Annotated in this window: 16 protein-coding genes and 1 rRNA gene; 6 read left to right on the forward strand and 11 right to left on the reverse strand. The window is 46.5% G+C overall.

Translation table 11 applies throughout. From position 1 onward, the window contains the following. Nucleotides 1-774, reverse strand: a 16S ribosomal RNA gene (locus L4D06_RS20700); the annotation flags it as partial. Between the two features lie 475 nt (nt 775-1,249). Beyond that, the gene (gene gmhB, locus L4D06_RS20705) at nt 1,250-1,804 is read right to left on the reverse strand and encodes a D-glycero-beta-D-manno-heptose 1,7-bisphosphate 7-phosphatase (RefSeq protein WP_274166070.1); all 555 of its coding nucleotides are present in this window, start codon (nt 1,802-1,804) and stop codon (nt 1,250-1,252) included. Between the two features lie 125 nt (nt 1,805-1,929). Here gmhB and tsaA point away from each other — a divergent pair, with 125 nt between their 5' ends. Together tsaA and L4D06_RS20715 are read left to right on the forward strand one after the other, a co-directional pair. Beyond that, nucleotides 1,930-2,634, forward strand: coding sequence for a tRNA (N6-threonylcarbamoyladenosine(37)-N6)-methyltransferase TrmO (gene tsaA, locus L4D06_RS20710; protein ID WP_429741099.1), 705 nt, complete (start codon nt 1,930-1,932; stop codon nt 2,632-2,634). 67 nt (nt 2,635-2,701) lie between these two features. Continuing rightward, nucleotides 2,702-4,420, forward strand: a complete 1,719-nt coding sequence (locus tag L4D06_RS20715; RefSeq protein WP_429741101.1) for a proline--tRNA ligase — start codon at nt 2,702-2,704, stop codon at nt 4,418-4,420. A 51-nt stretch (nt 4,421-4,471) separates the two neighbouring features. Here the strand turns inward: L4D06_RS20715 and L4D06_RS20720 are convergent, their stop codons facing one another. Continuing rightward, complete coding sequence (locus L4D06_RS20720; protein ID WP_429741103.1) at nt 4,472-5,404, reverse strand: GGDEF domain-containing response regulator; 933 nt, start codon at nt 5,402-5,404, stop codon at nt 4,472-4,474. Nucleotides 5,405-5,618: 214 nt separating this feature from the next. Between L4D06_RS20720 and L4D06_RS20725 the strand changes: the two genes are divergently transcribed. The 4 genes from L4D06_RS20725 to L4D06_RS20740 all read left to right on the forward strand — a co-directional run bounded on the left by L4D06_RS20725 (nt 5,619) and on the right by L4D06_RS20740 (nt 8,212). After that, entirely contained in the window at nt 5,619-6,773 is a 1,155-nt protein-coding gene (locus L4D06_RS20725; RefSeq protein ID WP_274166066.1) for a patatin-like phospholipase family protein, read from the forward strand. A 102-nt stretch (nt 6,774-6,875) separates the two neighbouring features. Beyond that, nucleotides 6,876-7,733, forward strand: coding sequence for a GGDEF domain-containing protein (locus L4D06_RS20730; protein WP_274166065.1), 858 nt, complete (start codon nt 6,876-6,878; stop codon nt 7,731-7,733). Between the two features lie 84 nt (nt 7,734-7,817). Beyond that, entirely contained in the window at nt 7,818-8,024 is a 207-nt protein-coding gene (locus tag L4D06_RS20735) for a YaeP family protein (protein ID WP_274166064.1), read from the forward strand. After that, on the forward strand, nt 8,024-8,212 hold the full coding sequence (locus tag L4D06_RS20740; protein WP_274166063.1) for a DUF4250 domain-containing protein: 189 nt from the start codon (nt 8,024-8,026) through the stop codon (nt 8,210-8,212). The genes L4D06_RS20735 and L4D06_RS20740 overlap by 1 nt, the downstream gene beginning before the upstream one ends. An 87-nt stretch (nt 8,213-8,299) precedes the next feature. Here the strand turns inward: L4D06_RS20740 and L4D06_RS20745 are convergent, their stop codons facing one another. The 8 genes from L4D06_RS20745 to lpxA all read right to left on the reverse strand — a co-directional run bounded on the left by L4D06_RS20745 (nt 8,300) and on the right by lpxA (nt 18,763). Further along, nucleotides 8,300-9,649, reverse strand: coding sequence for a sodium-dependent transporter (locus L4D06_RS20745; protein WP_274166062.1), 1,350 nt, complete (start codon nt 9,647-9,649; stop codon nt 8,300-8,302). A gap of 187 nt (nt 9,650-9,836) precedes the next feature. Beyond that, a complete protein-coding gene (locus tag L4D06_RS20750) occupies nt 9,837-10,148 on the reverse strand; it encodes a c-type cytochrome (protein ID WP_274166061.1) in 312 nt (103 codons plus the stop codon). Between the two features lie 67 nt (nt 10,149-10,215). Then, nucleotides 10,216-11,532, reverse strand: coding sequence for a tRNA lysidine(34) synthetase TilS (gene tilS / locus L4D06_RS20755; protein WP_274166060.1), 1,317 nt, complete (start codon nt 11,530-11,532; stop codon nt 10,216-10,218). A gap of 113 nt (nt 11,533-11,645) precedes the next feature. Then, a complete protein-coding gene (gene accA, locus L4D06_RS20760) occupies nt 11,646-12,608 on the reverse strand; it encodes an acetyl-CoA carboxylase carboxyl transferase subunit alpha (protein ID WP_274166059.1) in 963 nt (320 codons plus the stop codon). A 59-nt stretch (nt 12,609-12,667) separates the two neighbouring features. Further along, a complete protein-coding gene (gene dnaE, locus L4D06_RS20765; RefSeq protein ID WP_274166058.1) occupies nt 12,668-16,147 on the reverse strand; it encodes a DNA polymerase III subunit alpha in 3,480 nt (1,159 codons plus the stop codon). A gap of 73 nt (nt 16,148-16,220) precedes the next feature. Then, nucleotides 16,221-16,823, reverse strand: coding sequence for a ribonuclease HII (gene rnhB, locus L4D06_RS20770; RefSeq protein ID WP_274166057.1), 603 nt, complete (start codon nt 16,821-16,823; stop codon nt 16,221-16,223). A 3-nt stretch (nt 16,824-16,826) separates the two neighbouring features. Next, nucleotides 16,827-17,975, reverse strand: coding sequence for a lipid-A-disaccharide synthase (lpxB, locus tag L4D06_RS20775; protein ID WP_274166056.1), 1,149 nt, complete (start codon nt 17,973-17,975; stop codon nt 16,827-16,829). After that, a complete protein-coding gene (gene lpxA / locus L4D06_RS20780) occupies nt 17,975-18,763 on the reverse strand; it encodes an acyl-ACP--UDP-N-acetylglucosamine O-acyltransferase (RefSeq protein ID WP_274166055.1) in 789 nt (262 codons plus the stop codon). The genes lpxB and lpxA overlap by 1 nt, the downstream gene beginning before the upstream one ends. Nucleotides 18,764-18,765: the final 2 nt, after the last annotated feature.

Consider the following 18,765-nt stretch of genomic DNA (forward strand, 5'->3'; position numbering starts at 1 on the left):
ACGCTTTCGCATCTGAGCGTCAGTCTTTGTCCAGGGGGCCGCCTTCGCCACCGGTATTCCTTCAGATCTCTACGCATTTCACCGCTACACCTGAAATTCTACCCCCCTCTACAAGACTCTAGCCTGCCAGTTCAAAATGCGGTTCCCAGGTTGAGCCCGGGGCTTTCACATCTTGCTTAACAAACCGCCTGCATGCGCTTTACGCCCAGTAATTCCGATTAACGCTCGCACCCTCCGTATTACCGCGGCTGCTGGCACGGAGTTAGCCGGTGCTTCTTCTGCAGCTAACGTCAAACGAAYACGCTATTAACGTAYCCGCCTTCCTCACTGCTGAAAGTGCTTTACAACCCGAAGGCCTTCTTCACACACGCGGCATGGCTGCATCAGGCTTGCGCCCATTGTGCAATATTCCCCACTGCTGCCTCCCGTAGGAGTCTGGACCGTGTCTCAGTTCCAGTGTGGCTGATCATCCTCTCAAACCAGCTAGGGATCGTCGCCTTGGTGAGCCATTACCTCACCAACTAGCTAATCCCAACTGGGCCCATCCCGACGCGAGAGGTCCGAAGATCCCCCTCTTTGGTCCGTAGACATCATGCGGTATTAGCAGTCGTTTCCAACTGTTATCCCCCACGTCAGGGCAGGTTCCCAGCCATTACTCACCCGTCCGCCGCTCGTCATCTTCAAAAGCAAGCTTTTGAAATGTTACCGCTCGACTTGCATGTGTTAGGCCTGCCGCCAGCGTTCAATCTGAGCCATGATCAAACTCTTCAATTAGAATTTTGTTGTCACYCGAAAGTGACGCTCAATGAATACTGAATTACTTTTTTGCCCGTAGGCAAAACTGCATTGACTGTGTTGATAGCATTACTCCGAAGAGYTCAACCATCTTGGGTCACTCAGTTCATTGATAAATCTTATGTCTATCAAGTACGAGTGCCCACACAGATTGTATAGGTCAAATTGTTAAAGAGCTTGCTCAGACTCGCTGAGCGGAGAGAGATTTAAACTCAACTCCATTTTTGAGTCAAGCACTTTTGCTTTCCTCGTGTTAGACGCGAACTTTGTCGTGCCAACAGGGAGCGCATTATAGGGAGCAAATTGATATTGGCAATACCTTTTTAGTGAAAAAAACGCTTTTTCTCTAAAAAAACGCTCAAGCGTTCAAAAACCAACCATTGCGGTGAAAAAACAGCCCATCCTGGGCTGCATGTGGACAAGAAATTGATTGAAAGAAAAATAAAACTCGCTATTACAGCGCTTTCAAATAGCCAGGAACATCGGCGATGCTATCCAAAACAACACTTGCTAGTGTTTCAGCGTCTTCAGTCACCTGTTTTCCGGTACGAACAAGGATCTTAGTCTTCACACCTGCATCACCTGCAGCTCTCATATCATCAGCTTTATCGCCAATCATTACGGATTGAGTCATATCTATATTCAGATATTCTCTTGCTGACAAAAACATACCAGGCTTAGGCTTTCTGCATTCACAATCAATTTTGTACTTTTCGTCACCATGCTCAGGGTGATGAGGGCAATAATAGATGCCGTCAAACTCAACACCTTTGTCTGCAAAGTTCCAATCCATCCACTCGGTAAGAGATAAAAAGTCATCTTCGCTATAATAGCCACGAGCAATTCCTGACTGATTTGTTACCAACACAAGTAAGTAGCCCATATCTTTGAACGCACGGCACGCATCAAAAACGCCGTCGATATATTCAAAGTCATCGACTTTGCTGATGTAACCATGATCGACGTTAATAACGCCGTCTCTATCAATAAATACCGCTGGTTTGGCCAATGCTCTGCCCTCTATATATGCTTAGTCCGCGATTATGACATGCAATCCCCTCATCATCTATTGTCTAACTGCAGTCTTAATCAACTATGTTAAAATCCGCTCAACAAGAATCACAAGGCAACGCCATGAAATACTCACTAACGCCTGTGGGTCGAATTCAGTCTCCTTTTAAAGAAAAATTCGCTGTACCTCGTCAACCGGGTCTAGCACCTAGCGCAACGGCATCGATACTTCTCTGCGGAGAAGCGAATCAAGAGGATGCCATTAGAGGGATTGAGCAATTTTCACATATATGGGTACTTTTCCTTTTCGACCAAAATCTAGAACAAGGTTGGACGCCAACCGTTAGACCTCCACGTTTAGGTGGCAATGAACGTATAGGGGTTTTTGCTAGCCGCGCGACATTCAGACCCAACGGTATAGGTATGTCAGTGGTTTCTGTTCGAGGAGTAAGAAAGGTGGGCAACCAAGTTATTGTCGATATTGGTAGTTGTGATTTAGTAGATGGCACGCCAGTTATCGATATCAAGCCCTACATTCCCTACTCAGATTCGATTGAAAGTGCAGAAGGTGGCTACGCAGGCGAAGCGCCAAAGACACTCGACGTTATCTTTAGTGCTAACGCGGCACACCAAATCAATCGTCAGAAAGACTGCGAACACAAAGAGCAGGTGATTCGTGAAGTATTGGCTCAAGATCCCCGCCCTGCTTACAAAAAGGGGAAAGTGGACACAAAAGAATATGCCGTCCATCTTTTCGACTTAAATGTAAAATTTATTGTCGATGAACCCTTAATCACGGTGACAGCCATAGAAGCCTTTTGCGATTAGAGTTGTCACTGGTACTATGACTCACTTATTACCTTCCATAATGTAACTTGATAAACGGATAGCATAGATGCGTACCAGTAAATACCTTCTTAGTACTCTGAAGGAAACTCCAAACGACGCAGAAATCATTAGCCACCAGCTAATGTTGCGTGCTGGCATGATCCGCAAACTGGCCTCAGGCCTATACACTTGGATGCCAAGTGGTTTGCGTGTTCTTCAAAAGGTTGAAAAAATCGTTCGCGAAGAAATCAATAACGCTGGCGCTATTGAAATTCTAATGCCCGTGGTTCAGCCCTTTGAACTGTGGGAAGAAACGGGTCGCTCTGAAAAGATGGGTCCTGAGCTTTTGCGCTTTACTGACCGTCACATGCGTCCGTTTGTTCTAAGCCCAACCGCTGAAGAAGTGGTTACCAGCTTGGTTCGCAATGAAATCAACTCATACAAGCAACTTCCTTTGAATTTGTACCAAATTCAAACGAAATTCCGTGACGAAAGACGCCCTCGTTTTGGCGTTATGCGTGCGCGTGAATTCTCAATGATGGATGCGTACAGTTTCGATCTAGACAAAGAAGGCCTTCAAGCATCATACGAAGCAATGCACGTCGCATACTGCGCGGCATTCGATCGCATGGGTCTTGATTACCGTCCAGTGCTTGCTGACACCGGTGCAATTGGTGGTTCTGCTTCTCATGAATTCCACGTTCTTGCTAACAGTGGCGAAGACGTTATCGCGTTCTCAACAGAATCTGATTACGCTGCAAACGTTGAGATGGCTGAAGCGCTCGCCCCTGCAGGCGAACGCGAAGCGGCTACACAAGAAATGACGATGGTTGATACACCAAACGCAAAAACCATCGCTGAGCTTGTTGAGCAATTCAACCTTCCAATTGAAAAGACTGTCAAAACGCTGTTTGTTAAAGCATCAGAAGAGTTTGATGGTGAGTTGGTTGCATTGCTTGTTCGTGGTGACCACGAACTTAACGAAATCAAAGCCGAGAAACTTCCACAAGTTGCTGTTCCTTTTGAATTCGCAACTGAAGAAGAAATTCGCGCTGCTGTCGGTGCAGGTCCAGGTTCTCTTGGTCCGGTAAACCTTTCGCTGACGTTCATTGCGGACCGCAGCGTTGCAGCAATGAGTGATTTCGGTGCCGGTGCAAACATCGACGACAAACACTACTTCGGCATTAACTGGGGTCGTGACGTTGAGCTGGGTGAAGTGGCAGATATCCGTACTGTTATTGACGGCGATCCAAGTCCTTGTGGTAAGGGAACACTTCAACTTAAACGTGGTATCGAAGTTGGCCATATTTTCCAGCTGGGCACTAACTACTCAGAGAAAATGAATGCGAGTGTTCTCGGTCCTGATGGCAAGAACACGATCCTAGAAATGGGTTGTTACGGTATCGGTGTATCGCGTGTTGTTGCAGCTGCCATCGAGCAAAACTACGACGACAACGGTATTATCTGGCCAGAAGCGCTCGCACCTTTCACCGTGGCTATCGTTCCAATGAACATGCACAAATCTGAGCGCGTGAAAGAAGCCGCAGAGAAACTGTATGCTGACCTTACTGCTGCTGGTATTGAAGTGCTATTCGACGACCGTAAAGAACGTCCAGGCGTCATGTTCTCTGATATGGAATTGATGGGCGTTCCGCATACCATCATCATTGGTGATCGCAGCATGGACAACGGTGTATTTGAATACAAACATCGTCGTGATGGTGGTGACAAATTACCAGTTGAAATTGAAAACATGGTTGAGTTCATTAAAGCTAAGCTAGCTTAATCACTTACCATGAAAAACGCCTCCTAACTTGGAGGCGTTTTATTATCTGCTTTAAACAAGATTGTCTGAAAACGTCACACAGTTCCTGCCTAGCTCCTTTGAGCGATAGAGCGCTTCATCGGCTCTTTTGAAATATGACTCAACTCTCGCGATCTGCTCCCCTGCTTCAATAAACGTCGCACCGAAGCTCATAGTGGCGGTAATATGCGTATCTTCATACACAAAATCATGCTTCTCTATCGCTAGTTTAATTCGGTCTAGCACTTTCACTGCACTATCAATTGTCGTTACAGAAAAAAGAAGCAAAAACTCCTCTCCGCCAATTCGTCCTAACCGATCATAAGGACGTAACTGCTGAGTCAACAAATCACCCAACTGACGCAATACAGCATCTCCAGCAGGATGCCCGTATTTATCGTTAATACGTTTAAACCAATCGATATCGCACACAACAAAACAAAGGTTGTCCTTCGCTCTGTGCGCGCGAGAGAAATCTTCATGTATCCGTTCAAACAACGCCCGACGATTTAGTAAGCCCGTCAATTCATCAAAACTTGCCAAATGATCAAGACGAACCATCGCATCAACCAAACGGGATTGTAGCTCAAGGGTACGCATCCCAACCTCAACCCTTGCTTTCAATACTTGGGTATTAAACGGCTTCGACACATAGTCATTCGCACCTTGATTTAAGCCATGAACAATGTACTCAGTCGCATCGCGAGCTGTGCAAATAATAATGTACGGAGGGTTTGTCGTATCAATTTGGCGGATTTTTTCGCACAGTTCTATACCACTGTAACCAGGCATCTCCCAATCAAAAAGCAAAAGAGAAGGTGGCGTTGGCTGCATCATCACTTCTAGCGCTTCCAATCCATCATGTGCGACAACAGTTTGAATGCCCCACTTATTCAGGAGTACCTCAACCAACTTTGCCGTTGCCTTGTCGTCATCGGCAACTAACGCCGTTATAGCAGGAACCATGAAATCGCCAAACTGGGAGAAATGTGAACAAGAATATATCATTTGCCGTTCTACTTCCTTATTGCCTTTGAACGGCCATACCCCAGCTTTTAGCGTTTGATCACAATCAATTTATAAAGTTAATCAAAAACACCATCGAGAAATGGCGCATGACTCAAACACCAATATTCTGAGTCATACTCAATATTGACCAGAAAAACCGAGTGCTTACGCAATGGCATCAAAAAAACAAACCAATCCACAACCCAAAAAGATAGCACTACTCTTGAGTGGGGGAGGTGCTCGTGCGGCATATCAAGTAGGAGTGATGAAAGCGATATCTGAATGGTATCCTCGAGTTCATGCAAGCCCATTCAACATATATTGTGGTACATCTGCAGGTGCGTTAAACGCGACCTCACTTGCCTGCCATACGTCATGTTTCCGACTCGGCGTCAAAAAATTGTCATGGCTATGGTCAAATCTTCACACCAAGCATGTCTTCGAAAGCTCATATCAGGGCATGATTCATCATCTAGGGAAACAAGCCTTTGCTCGCGCACAGGCTCGTTATCATTGTGCGCCACCTTTTGGTCTGCTCGATAATCGTCCGCTTCGTAACCTTCTCAATAAAGTGCTCAATTTCAGTAAAATAGAACACCAAATCATGACAGGAAACTTACATGGCCTCGCAGTCACGGCGTCAAATTACCAAACCAGTAAGTCCGTCACCTTCTATCAAGGGCATAAGGATATCCCGACCTGGACTCGCTCTCGCGCCATTGGTATAAAAAGCCAAATTACCACCGAGCACTTACTGGCATCATCAGCGATCCCAATTGTTTTTCCGGCTTCAAAAATTGGTCATGGCTTCTATGGTGATGGTTCCGTCCACCAAATTGCACCTCTTCGCCCCGCACTAAAAATGGGGGCTGAAAAGGTACTTATCATCGACTTAGCGCCAAAATCTCACCCGACACCAAACCACATCGCCCCCGCCCCAGGCCTTGCGATGCTCGGCGGACACCTCATGGATGCCATCTTTGCCGATACATTATCCGCCGATCTGGAGCATCTCGACAGAATGAATAATCTCGTATCAACCGTCGACAAAACCAAAGCGGATAATTTGGCCCTGCGGCAAGTTGATGCCTTCCACCTCTCACCATCATCACCCTTTGAACCTTTAGTTGAGCGATATTACTGCCATATGCCAATTGCCGTTCGTAGTCTGATGCGATTCCTTGGAATTAGCCCCTCGGAAGATGCAGCTATCACCAGTTATCTGTTATTCGAACCGAAATATATCAACCACTTAATTGACATGGGCTACCAAGATGCCCAAAATCGTCGATCCGATTTACAAAACTTTCTCTCTGACAGAGAGTAAAAAAATCGAGGAGAGCAGTTGCGCACCAATGATCTGGAACGCTTTTTGCTTATATTCATGAAAGCACGACAGTCATAGTTATTGGTTTCTGAGGCAATTTCGATGAGTACGCAACTGGAACAACTAAAAAAAGCGGCGATTCAATCTCGCCGAGTTCCTCTTGGTGCGGATCAGCGTCTAATGGTGCTGCAGAAGCTTCAAGGTCGACTTGAAATCGATCAGTTGTTTGAAGTTTTCACCAGAGAGTTGGAAAAACAAATCGACATCAATCGTCTGATATGGGAGCACAATGATATCTCCCATATCGTTAGACGTGGTGGCACTCCAGGTTTTCGACAAACATTCTCATTAAAATATGCCCAGTCTCCGCTTGGTATGTTGCAATACAGCACACCTTACCAACTCGATGATGATGAAATAAGCCTTATTCATACCTACCATCGCCTTCTTGCTGGCCCTTTAAGCAATGCCATTGAATACAACCGTGTTCGTAACCTTGCCATGTTGGACGGCCTGACTGGCCTAAATAATCGTATCAGCTTCGAACAAGACCTGCGCCAATCTGTCGCGCTCACTGAGCGAAAAAATCATGGCTTGATCTTAATGATTTTCGACATGGACAACTTCAAACAGGTCAATGACACTTATGGCCACCTTGATGGCGACAAAGTGCTACGTCGGTTCTCATTGTTACTCAATGAAGCTATTCGTGCTTCCGATCGCTGCTACCGTTTAGGGGGAGATGAGTTTGCGGTACTGCTAACCCCAGCGACCAAAGAATCAGCACAATTGGTTAATGACCGACTAAAAACACTTCTTTCCCAAGATTCACTCTTAACCGCACACAATATTTCCAGCTCAGTGGGTTGTTCAGCATACCGACAAGGCGATAACATCACTTCTATGTTTGAACGTGCTGACCGCAGCATGTACCGCAACAAAGCTAACCACCGCCGATAACCCCCATAAACATCACATGATAAAACCTCCTTAATAAGGCTATTTTGAGGTATATTTCTCTCAAATTATATCCAAGGAGTAGCAATGAAAGTCTACGGTTGTTGTGATCTGATCCGTCAACGCTATGCGGAAATTGGTAGTGGAGAGCAAGGCTATATTCCCAATGCGATAGCCTGTGCAGTTCAAGCGTTGAATGCCATAGCATCAGATGAATCTCTGCCAAAAGAGAAAAGAGAACAAGCTGCATTTGCCGCAGCCAACTTGCTGATCAGTGATCATGAGGATGCTTAATGGATCTGAAACGATTTGAATCCATGGACACTGTGATGCTATTGAGCATAGTGAACATGAAACTACGCGACGAGTTCCCGTCACTGAGTGAACTCGTAAAGTATTTTGAAATCGATGAATCAGCGCTAATATCAAAACTTGCTAGTGGTGGCTTTGAATACCAAAAAGAGCAAAATCAGTTTCGATAATCACTATTGAGAAACAAACAAAAAACGGAAGCCAAGGCTTCCGTTTTTTAATTCGTTCATTGCTTGCGAAATTGCCTTATTAAGCCATTAAGCCAATGACATCCAAATCACCGTAATGACCAGTGCAGGACAAACAAACTTCACATATACCGGCCAGATCTTCCAGAACAAGCCATCCTCAATCTTGTCATACCCCTGACGAAGCTCTTTTAGTTTCTCACTTCGCGACCAAACCCACCCGCCATAAAGGCTGAAAAGCAGTGCCGCAATTGGCTGAACATATTGCGTGGCAATTGTCGCTACTTGACCAAACATGCTGCCAAAGTTAAACACTATCACAGCACTGAATAGTGCAATAAGACCACCCAGTAACCAACTCGCAATCGGACGCTTCGTGCCTAAGCGCTCACTCATTAAAGACACCGGGCACTCCAACATTGAGATGGAAGAGGTGAGTGCAGCAATCGTCATTAAACCAAAGAAAATGAGTGCGATAAACGGACCAACCACTCCTAACCCGACAAACAACATCGGCAATACATCAAACACCAATGTTGATGAGCTCAACAATGCACCATTCTCATCGTAAATTTCTACGCCTTGTTGCATCGCCGCAAACATGGCAGGCAGAATCACAAGTCCCGCAATAACAGCGACAGCCGTATCGACCAAGGTGACGTTCAACGCCATTTTTGGCAGATTCTCTTTGCGACTTAGGTAAGAGCCATAAATCAACATCGAACAACCGCCGATAGTTAGAGAGAAAAAGCCTTGCCCCATGGCAGCCAAGATCAAGTCGCGATCCATAACTTTAGAAAAATCAGGAATAAGGTAGTGAGCCAATCCTTGCGTAGCGCCAGGTAGGGTCATGACATATACAAACAATACGCCGAACAGAACAAACAAAGCAGGCATTAATCGGGTTGACCACTTTTCAATCCCCTCTTTAACACCAGCCTGAACAATCAAAATGGTAAGAAGGTAAAAAACCGCCGCACCAAACAAATTTCGCTCAACGGAGAATCCTTTTAGCCAGTTAGATACATCGGTCAAACCGACAATGTCAGCCGCTGCAGCCAACATAAACGACACTAACCATCCACCAACAATGCTATAAAACGCTAGCACAAGACAGGGAACGAGTAGGCCAATCAAACCAACGCTACCCCCAAGTCGCTTAGATACAGGAGAGCGTCCAAGCTTTCGCATACTATCAATAGGGTTGGCCTGCCCATGACGACCAATTGCCATTTCTACCACCAGCATTGGGTAAGCCACCACTAGGATCATCAAAAGATATACCAGCAGAAATGCGCCGCCGCCATTGCTCGCAGCTTGCGTAGGAAAACCCCAAATATTACCCAGACCTACAGCTGCACCAGCAGCGGCAAGTACAAATCCAATTCTAGAGCTAAAGTGCTCGCGTCCATCTGCCATTGTATCTACCTCAAACGGCGTATCAGTGAGCTAGTACGTTAGTAAATTCTAGAATTAATAGCAATAGCAGTGAATTTGAATGACCAAAAAACGAGCAGGCGAAATATAAATCTGCGAGTTAGTCCCAAAGCAATAAAAAAGCCACAACAGACGTTGTGGCTTTTAATCAGCTGAACCTGCTGAGCAATTACTTCATTTGTGCATAATAAGCCGCGAGGTTTTCCATGTCTGCATCGCTTAGCATCGTAGCTTGAGGCTTCATGATTGCCGCTTGCGCGCTAGTGCGCTCTCCATTTTTATAGGCTTTCAGCGCAGAAACAATGTACTGCGAATTTTGACCAGCTAGGTTTGGGTACCCCGGAATCACAGCGATACCATTTGCACCATGGCATGCAGCACAGATTGCTGCTTTCGCTTTTCCAGCTTCCGCATCTCCAGCGGCAAATGAGGGAGCGGCCGCCATCATGGCAACCAGCCCCAAAGAGATAATATATTTCATTGCTTCCTCACTTATAGTTATGTCATACCAATCAATTTTTACACGTGAATAACACTTGCGCACTTATTCAATGAATTTTGTGCCAGACAAGTTCACACTCCTGCCCTTCAAATCCTACACACACAAATAAATCGGCAACACCCGCGAGCTGATCATCAAAATAGATCAATGGTGTTCTTCTTCGCATCCAGCTTGGTACACCATATTCCTGAAACAACTTCTTAAGCTTGCGTTTTCCTTGCCGACCCAAAGGATGAGCGTACACGCCTTCAGGATTAAATTTCACCGTTACCCTTTCTTCGCCACGAGGGGATCGAAGGCTGAGACCGTGCACAGTCCGACTTTCTGTCATCAACAAGGTGCCAAGGTTATCAGGTAAATCAGTCACACAATTTAGTGCTAGATCTCGCTGCTCATCCGTCACATCATTCATCTTAATCAAACAATAGAGCGTGCTTTGAAACCGTCTCAACATCCATTCACCAAGCCTCATTTCCGGATTGGCATCGCACGCCGCATCAACAACTGAATGCATTATTTCCTTAAGCTGAACCTTTGAGACGCTTTGTCCCATCACCTTTTTCAACCAACGACGAAGTAGAGCAACCTGCATGCGTGACGAATAAGTTTGTAGCACTGCTATTGATAGGCCACCATCAGGCAGTTGAATACGAGCATCGTGCTCTTCCAACAACTCATCTATCAATGTCTCCTGTTCCGCACACAGCAACGATGTGCGATTAACGGCTTTCACAAACCCAGGCCATCGCTCTCTAACTTTAGGCAACCATTGTTGCCTGATAAAGTTACGATCAAAACGGCAATCCAGATTACTTTCATCTTCTACCCAAGCTAAGCCCTGTTCATTGGCATAAGTTTCGATTTCCTGTCGCGATACCGCTAACAATGGACGTAGCAACTGTGCTTGACCAAGCGCTCTAATTTGGGGCATCGCCGCCAGCCCTGCAGGTCCACTGCCACGCTTTAGTGCCAAAAGGAACGTTTCAGCTTGATCGTCTGAATGTTGTGCCGTCAACACCAATGCATCAGGCTCAACATTCGATGAAATAGCACGATAGCGAGCCTCTCTGGCTTGCTTTTCAATGCTTTCACCCTGCTTCTCAAACTTAACTTTTACACCTTTGAAGTCAAACCCTGCATCTGTAGACCACTCACGGCAACGTTCCATCCACGCGTCAGCATGGCGGCTTAACCCATGATGTACATGAATAATGAGATAACGATGCTGAGGATGGATGTCTCGATAGGTTGATAGTAAATCCAGCATCACGCGAGAATCCACGCCACCACTGAATGCTAAAACAATTTGACGAGGAGTGACTGCGTAAGAACTCAGGACATTTTCAAACACGGAGAACAGCATAAGTGCCTCATAGATAGTGCATTGCCGATATGATAGCACCACAATCAAAAAAAGGGCCACAAGGCCCTTTTAACATCAGTATCAATTCTTAGCTGAGAAACGTAGCAAACGATTTAGCAATAACCGTAACTCAACAGGCGTTGATAACGTCTCTCTCGAAGCGCCTCTTCATCAAGTTGTTCTAGCTCTTCAAGTTGCGCCAGTAACAATGCCTTGATATTGGAAGCAGTAAACACAAAGTTTCTATGCGCACCACCCATAGGCTCTTCAATAATGTTATCGATAAGACCGAGCTCTTTCAAACGCGGAGCAGTCATGCCCATGGCTTCTGCGGCTTGCGGGGCTTTATTCGAATCACGCCACAAAATCGACGCACAGCCTTCAGGTGAGATAACTGAGTAAGTCGAATACTGAAGCATGTTAACGAAATCACCAACACCGATAGCCAAAGCACCACCAGAACCACCTTCACCAACAACATTACAGATAACTGGCACAGTCAAACCTGCCATTTCTTTTAAGTTGCGAGCAATGGCCTCAGATTGACCACGTTCTTCTGCGCCTACACCAGGGTATGCACCGGCGGTGTCAATGAACGTGATAATTGGCATTTTAAAGCGTTCTGCCATTTTCATCAGTCGCAAAGCCTTTCGGTACCCCTCTGGCTTTGGCATACCAAAGTTGCGAATCACTTTTTCACGTGTTTCACGTCCTTTCTGATGGCCAATGATCATCACTGGACGACCATCAATACGCGCCATACCACCGACAATCGCTTTGTCATCTGCGTATGCTCTGTCACCTGCCAGTTCTTCAAACTCGGTGAAAATCAGATCTGCGTAATCCAAGGTATAAGGGCGGCGAGGGTGACGCGCCAGTTGCGCCACTTGCCATGCACCTAAGTCACTGAAGATTTTCTTCGTCAATTCAGCGCTTTTTGTCTCCAATTGCTCGATTTCTTTATCAAGATTGACAGCCTCTGGATCGTCACCGCGTTTGGACACTACACGCAGGGCTTCAATTTTTGCTTCCAATTCAGCAATCGGCTGTTCAAATTCAAGGAAATTAAGACTCATAGAGAAAGAATCCTGTTCAGGTAATTAAGTTGCCCTGTTTTTAAAACAGGGCAAACGTATCAGTCAAATTCCAACTCGACCTGTTTGTCGCCGAGCAACGTTTTTAAATCATCGATGAGCTTATCATCGGGCGTAATACGCCATTCTGTACCTAAGACCAACTTCGCACGAGCGTCGTCACGCTGGTAATAAAGATTAACAGGAACGGTCCCTGCACGATAAGGCTCTAGGATTTCGCTAAATCGTTCAAAAAATTTGTTATCAATTTGCCTGTCAGTCACGGATATAGCAAGACTACGCAGGTACTTTTCACGCGCTTGAGAGAGATCAAGCACTTCTCGTGCCGACATTTTAAGGCCACCATTGAAGTCATCAAAGCTGACCTGTCCGGAAACGACTAAAATTCGGTCTTTTTCAATGAGATCTAGGTACTTTTCTAATGCATCTGAGAACAGCATCACTTCCATACGACCCGATCTGTCATCAAGTGTCAGAATCCCAATGCGCGTTCCACGCTTGGTTGTCATGACACGAGCAGCGATCACTAGGCCTGCGACCGTCGAAACCACATCGCGTTTTGTTGCATGTGCATCTTCCAATCGCCACGTGATGTAGTGCTTGAGCTCTTTCACATAACTATTTATTGGGTGACCCGTTAAGTACAGGCCAAGCGTTTCGCGCTCGCCTTCTAGCCACACTTTTTCCGGCCAATGCGGAACATTAGCATATTTATGCTCAACTTCTTCAGGTGCATCCGTCAACACGCCAAACATATCCGCTTGACCAAACGCTTCAGCTTGGCGATGTTGGCTGGCCGCTTTTATTGCATCGTCCAACGATGCCATCATTGCCGCACGGTGAGGGCCTAAACGATCGAGTGCCCCCGCCTGAATCAATTTTTCAATGACGCGCTTGTTCACTTTTTTAGTATCGACACGCGCACAGAAATCGAAAAGGTCGCGGAAGTAACCGCCTTTTTCTCGCGCCTCGATAATATTCTCAATTGGCGTTTCACCCGCGCCCTTTATCGCACCAATGCCGTAGACAATTTCGCCTTTGTCATTCACGTTAAAGCGATATAGGCCTGCATTCACATCAGGCGGTAGCATCGTCAATTTCATGCGACGACACTCTTCGACAAGGCCAACGATTTTGTCGGTGTTATCCATATCGGCGGTCATTACCGCGGCCATGAATTCGGCTGGATAGTGCGTTTTCAGCCAAAGCGTTTGGTATGACACCAATGCATAAGCGGCAGAGTGGGATTTGTTAAAGCCGTAACCCGCGAACTTTTCAACCAAGTCGAAGATCTTCATCGCCAACTCGCCGTCGACGCCGTTATTCACCGCGCCGCTTTCGAACGTGGCACGCTGCTTAGCCATTTCTTCGGGCTTTTTCTTACCCATTGCACGACGTAGCATGTCTGCACCACCTAGGGTGTAACCAGACAGTACCTGCGCGATCTGCATGACCTGTTCTTGATAGAGAATGATGCCATACGTGGGTTCAAGGATTTCTTTTAGCGAATCGTGCTGCCACTTTTCGTCTGGGTATGACACCACTTCGCGGCCGCGTTTACGGTCAATAAAGTTGTCAACCATGCCTGATTGCAATGGACCTGGGCGGAATAATGCAACCAATGCGATCATATCTTCAAAGCAGTCTGGTTGAAGACGCTTGATAAGATCTTTCATACCGCGTGATTCCAGCTGGAATACGGCGGTGGTTTCTGAATTTTGCAGAAGCTTGAATGAAGCAATGTCATCCATAGGTATAGCTTCAATGCGTATCGCTTCCTGGCCCTCAGCTTGAAGACGAGGGTTAATCATCTTAAGCGCCCAATCAATGATGGTTAACGTACGCAAACCGAGGAAGTCGAACTTAACTAGGCCTGCGGTTTCAACGTCATTCTTATCAAACTGGGTGACGGGAAAATGCCCTTCACTGTCACAATAAAGCGGGGCGAAGTCTGTGATAGTGGTCGGTGAGATAACCACGCCACCCGCGTGTTTACCCGCATTTCGCGTACAGCCTTCGAGGATTCGGCAAGTATCTATCAGCTCACGAACTTCTTCATCCGCTTCATAGACTTCACCTAACTGAGGCTCTGCATCAAAGGCTTTCGCCAATGTCATCCCCGGATCGGGCGGCACCATCTTAGAAATTCTATCGACAAAACCATAAGGGTGACCCAACACTCGGCCGACGTCTCGAATAACCGCCTTCGCAGCCATGGTACCAAACGTTATGATCTGAGATACCGCATCACGACCATACATTTCCGCCACGTGATCAATCACCTTATCGCGTTTATCCATACAGAAGTCGACGTCGAAGTCGGGCATGGAAACACGTTCTGGGTTAAGAAAACGTTCGAACAGGAGATCAAACTCCAAGGGATCGAGATCCGTAATCTTCAATGCATAGGCAACAAGTGAACCCGCACCAGACCCTCGCCCGGGACCAACTGGGATATCGTTATCTTTCGACCACTGGATAAACTCCATCACGATGAGGAAGTAACCTGGGAAGCCCATTTGGTTAATAACTTGCAGCTCAATATCTAGGCGTTCGTCATACTCAGGACGACGATTTGCGCGATCTACAGGATCGGGGAATAAGAATTCAAGGCGCTCTTCGAGACCTTCCTGAGATTTCTTAACTAAGAACTCTCCGATCTCTAAGCCTTCCGTAGGAAAATTCGGTAAGAAGTATTCATTCAAACGCACAGTGACGTTACAGCGCTTTGCAATCTCTACTGAGTTAGCGAGTGCTTCAGGAATATCTTCGAATAGCTCACACATTTCCTCAGCGGTGCGAAGATATTGTTGTGGGCTATAGTTTTTCGGACGACGCGGATCTTCAAGCGTAAATCCATCGTGAATGGCGACGCGAATTTCGTGAGCATCAAACAGATCAGACGACAAGAAACACACTTCATTAGTCGCCACCACGGGCAAATCGTTGTCCGCGGCAAAATCTAGCGCAAAGTGCAGATACGCATCTTCATCAGGACGCCCAGTACGGATCAATTCAATGTAATACGCATCAGGAAAGTGGGTCTGGTAAAACGCCGCACATTGCTTGGCGAGTGTCATATTGCCCTTCAGCAGCGCTTTACCGAGATCACCTCGTCGCCCGCCTGACAGTATGATCAGCCCTTCATTCAGTTCGCCAAGCCACTCGAGGTCAATAACCGGTTGGTGTTGAACATGACCACGAAGATAGGCTTTCGATATCAGCAGCGTCAGGTTCTTATATCCAGCATTATTTGCTGCAAGCACGGTCAGTTGACATAGGTCATCACCAAACGCTTGTGATTGAACTTTAAAATCAGCACCGATGATCGGCTTAACGCCACACGTTTGTGCCGTGTTGTAAAACTTCACCAAACCACACAAGTTGGTAAAATCGGTCAGCGCCATTGCAGGCATGCCAAGTTCGCCAACTTTTTTGACTAAAGGCGGCACTTTACCAAGGCCATCGACCATGGAGTAGTCACTGTGGACACGAAGATGAATAAAGCGTGGGTCTGACATAGTACTCGTACGTTACTGATTCATGATTAGATTTAGATAAAGAAAAAAGGGGAGCTAAACTCCCCTTTCTGCATTATGCAATGCCTAGCGCTTTCTTTACAGGTTTAAAGCTCTTGCGATGCTGCGAGATTGCACCATGGGCCTCAAGCGCTTCAAAATGCGCCTTGGTTGGATAACCTTTGTGCTTTGCAAAGCCATACTGAGGGAACTCAGCATCCAGCACTTCCATTTCTCGGTCACGAACAACTTTAGCGAGAATAGACGCTGCGCTGATCTCCGCCACACGTAAATCGCCTTTCACCACTGCAGCACCAGGCATGGGTAACCCAGCAGGAACGCGATTTCCATCAATGAGCACAAAGTCAGGTTGAATCGATAAGCCTGCCACGGCGCGCTCCATCGCTAACATCGTTGCGGCCAGTATATTAATGTCATCTATTTCTTCGGGCTCTGCACGCCCAAGTGACCACGCCAATGCTTTTTCTTTGATGACTTCAAAGAGCGCTTCGCGTTTTTTTTCAGTCAGTTTTTTTGAATCCGTCAGTCCTTCAATAGGGTTATTGGGATCCAGAATGACAGCAGCAGTGACAACAGCACCGACTAGTGGACCACGGCCTACTTCATCAACACCAGCAATACGCTGAGCGTTTGGATAAACAAAAGGTTCAAAATCCATGGTTCATCGCCCTATTAAATTGAGAACAGCTTTCGCAGATGCTTTGTCGGCGCCACAACGAATAACATCATGCAAGCGCGTGAATTCAGCCATTAAGTCAGCATTATCACTATCAAGAAAACGCGAAACTTCTATCACCAATTTTTCTGGTGTGCATTCTTCTTGTATTCTCTCTGGCACTAGCTCTCTTCCAGCAAGAATATTTGGTAAAGAGACGAACTCTGTTTTCACTAGGCGACGAGCAATCCAAGCCGTAATAGCATTGACCTTGTAACCAACCACCATCGGCCGCTTAACTAACATACACTCAAGTGCGACTGTACCTGACGCTAGAAGTACCATATCTGATGCTGCAATCACGTTACGAGCAGTATCATCCACCAACGTAAATTCCAGCTCAGGTGCGATTTCTTTCCACGCGGCCTCAAATTGTTCTCGGCGCTTTTCGTTTACGACAGCAACGGCAAAAGCAAGGTCAGGATAACGCGCTTTCAGCAACTTACAGGTTTCGATAAATATTGGAGCGAGGATTTTCATCTCACCTCCACGACTGCCCGGAAGCACTGCGAGATAACGCGTGTTTTGCGCTAAACCTAACAATTCACGAGCAGCAGATTTATCGCTTTCTAGCGGAATATCATCAGCCATGGTATGGCCAACAAAGTCACAGGGCACATTAAACTTATCGTAAAACGCTTTTTCAAAAGGCAAGAGCGCCAGAACTAAATCTGTAGCAGCGGCAATTTTGAAGATACGTTTTTGACGCCACGCCCATACACTAGGGCTGACATAATGAACCGTCTTGATACCCGCATCTTTTAGCGACTTTTCCAGCCGTAGATTGAAATCAGGCGCGTCAATGCCAACAAACACATCAGGCGGATTTGCGACAAAGTAATCAACGAGTTCACGCTTAACCGTTAAAAGACGGGACAAGCGACCAAGCACTTCCACTAAGCCCATCACGGAAAGCTCTTCCATGTCGAACAAGGTTTCACACCCTAACGCCTTCATTTTTGGGCCAGCAATCCCAACAAACTCTGCATCGGGGTACTGCGCTTTTATCGCTTTAATAAAGCCCGCACCTAAAATATCGCCGGAGATTTCTCCGGCGACTATTCCAATTCGAAGCGGCTTTGCAACAACAGCCATTATCGAATGATACCTCGACTCGATTTCTCGAAGAATTCAACAAAAAGCTGAAGTGCTTCTTCGTCTTTCGCCATTTCAGCAACAGACTTTTTCGCTTCTTCAAGCGTTTTGCCTGAACGGTATACTTCTTTATAAACCGCACGGATCGCTTTAATGGCGCTCTTTTCGAAGCCTCGACGCTTAAGGCCTTCCACATTGATACCAAACGGTTCGCAGTGGTTGCCTTGTGCCATCACGTATGGCGGCACGTCTTTTACAACGATTGAACCACCACCGAGCATACAATGGCTACCAATCGTACAGAACTGATGGATTGCCGTCATACCGCCAACAATCGCGAAGTCGCCTACCGTCACGTGACCAGCAAGGGTTGCGTTGTTGGCAAAAATACAGCGGTTGCCGATCATGCAGTCATGAGCAACGTGCGCGTTAATCATGAACAGGTTATCGCTGCCAACTTGAGTATGACCACCATCTTGAACCGTGCCACGATGCATGGTGACACTTTCACGAATGGTATTGCGATCGCCAATTTCCAGCGTGGTCGGTTCACCTGCATACTTCAGGTCTTGGCATTCTTCGCCAATTGAAGCAAATTGGAAGATCTTGTTATCTCGTCCAATTTTTGTAGGGCCCTTGATCACGACGTGTGTTTTTACTTCGGTGCCTTCACCGATCTCCACCCCTGTACCGACAAAGCTGAATGCACCAATCTTAACGTTAGCGCCGAGGGTTACCCCCTCTTCAACCACTGCGGTTGGGTGAATTTGGGCAGATTCATGGATCACGA

This window comes from Enterovibrio makurazakiensis (assembly GCF_050336585.1).
Lineage (GTDB): Bacteria > Pseudomonadota > Gammaproteobacteria > Enterobacterales > Vibrionaceae > Enterovibrio > Enterovibrio gelatinilyticus.

What these genes read in the sequence shown, in the direction of transcription:
- L4D06_RS20720 (WP_429741103.1), bottom strand. Translation starts at nt 5,404, where the DNA reads ATGGTTCCTGCTATAACGGCGTTAGTTGCCGATGACGACAAGGCAACG.
- L4D06_RS20750 (WP_274166061.1), bottom strand. Translation starts at nt 10,148, where the DNA reads ATGAAATATATTATCTCTTTGGGGCTGGTTGCCATGATGGCGGCCGCT.
- tilS (WP_274166060.1), bottom strand. Translation starts at nt 11,532, where the DNA reads ATGCTGTTCTCCGTGTTTGAAAATGTCCTGAGTTCTTACGCAGTCACT.
- L4D06_RS20725 (WP_274166066.1), top strand. Translation starts at nt 5,619, where the DNA reads ATGGCATCAAAAAAACAAACCAATCCACAACCCAAAAAGATAGCACTA.
- L4D06_RS20740 (WP_274166063.1), top strand. Translation starts at nt 8,024, where the DNA reads ATGGATCTGAAACGATTTGAATCCATGGACACTGTGATGCTATTGAGC.
- L4D06_RS20735 (WP_274166064.1), top strand. Translation starts at nt 7,818, where the DNA reads ATGAAAGTCTACGGTTGTTGTGATCTGATCCGTCAACGCTATGCGGAA.
- tsaA (WP_429741099.1), top strand. Translation starts at nt 1,930, where the DNA reads ATGAAATACTCACTAACGCCTGTGGGTCGAATTCAGTCTCCTTTTAAA.
- rnhB (WP_274166057.1), bottom strand. Translation starts at nt 16,823, where the DNA reads ATGGATTTTGAACCTTTTGTTTATCCAAACGCTCAGCGTATTGCTGGT.
- L4D06_RS20715 (WP_429741101.1), top strand. Translation starts at nt 2,702, where the DNA reads ATGCGTACCAGTAAATACCTTCTTAGTACTCTGAAGGAAACTCCAAAC.
- lpxB (WP_274166056.1), bottom strand. Translation starts at nt 17,975, where the DNA reads ATGGCTGTTGTTGCAAAGCCGCTTCGAATTGGAATAGTCGCCGGAGAA.
- L4D06_RS20745 (WP_274166062.1), bottom strand. Translation starts at nt 9,649, where the DNA reads ATGGCAGATGGACGCGAGCACTTTAGCTCTAGAATTGGATTTGTACTT.
- accA (WP_274166059.1), bottom strand. Translation starts at nt 12,608, where the DNA reads ATGAGTCTTAATTTCCTTGAATTTGAACAGCCGATTGCTGAATTGGAA.
- L4D06_RS20730 (WP_274166065.1), top strand. Translation starts at nt 6,876, where the DNA reads ATGAGTACGCAACTGGAACAACTAAAAAAAGCGGCGATTCAATCTCGC.
- dnaE (WP_274166058.1), bottom strand. Translation starts at nt 16,147, where the DNA reads ATGTCAGACCCACGCTTTATTCATCTTCGTGTCCACAGTGACTACTCC.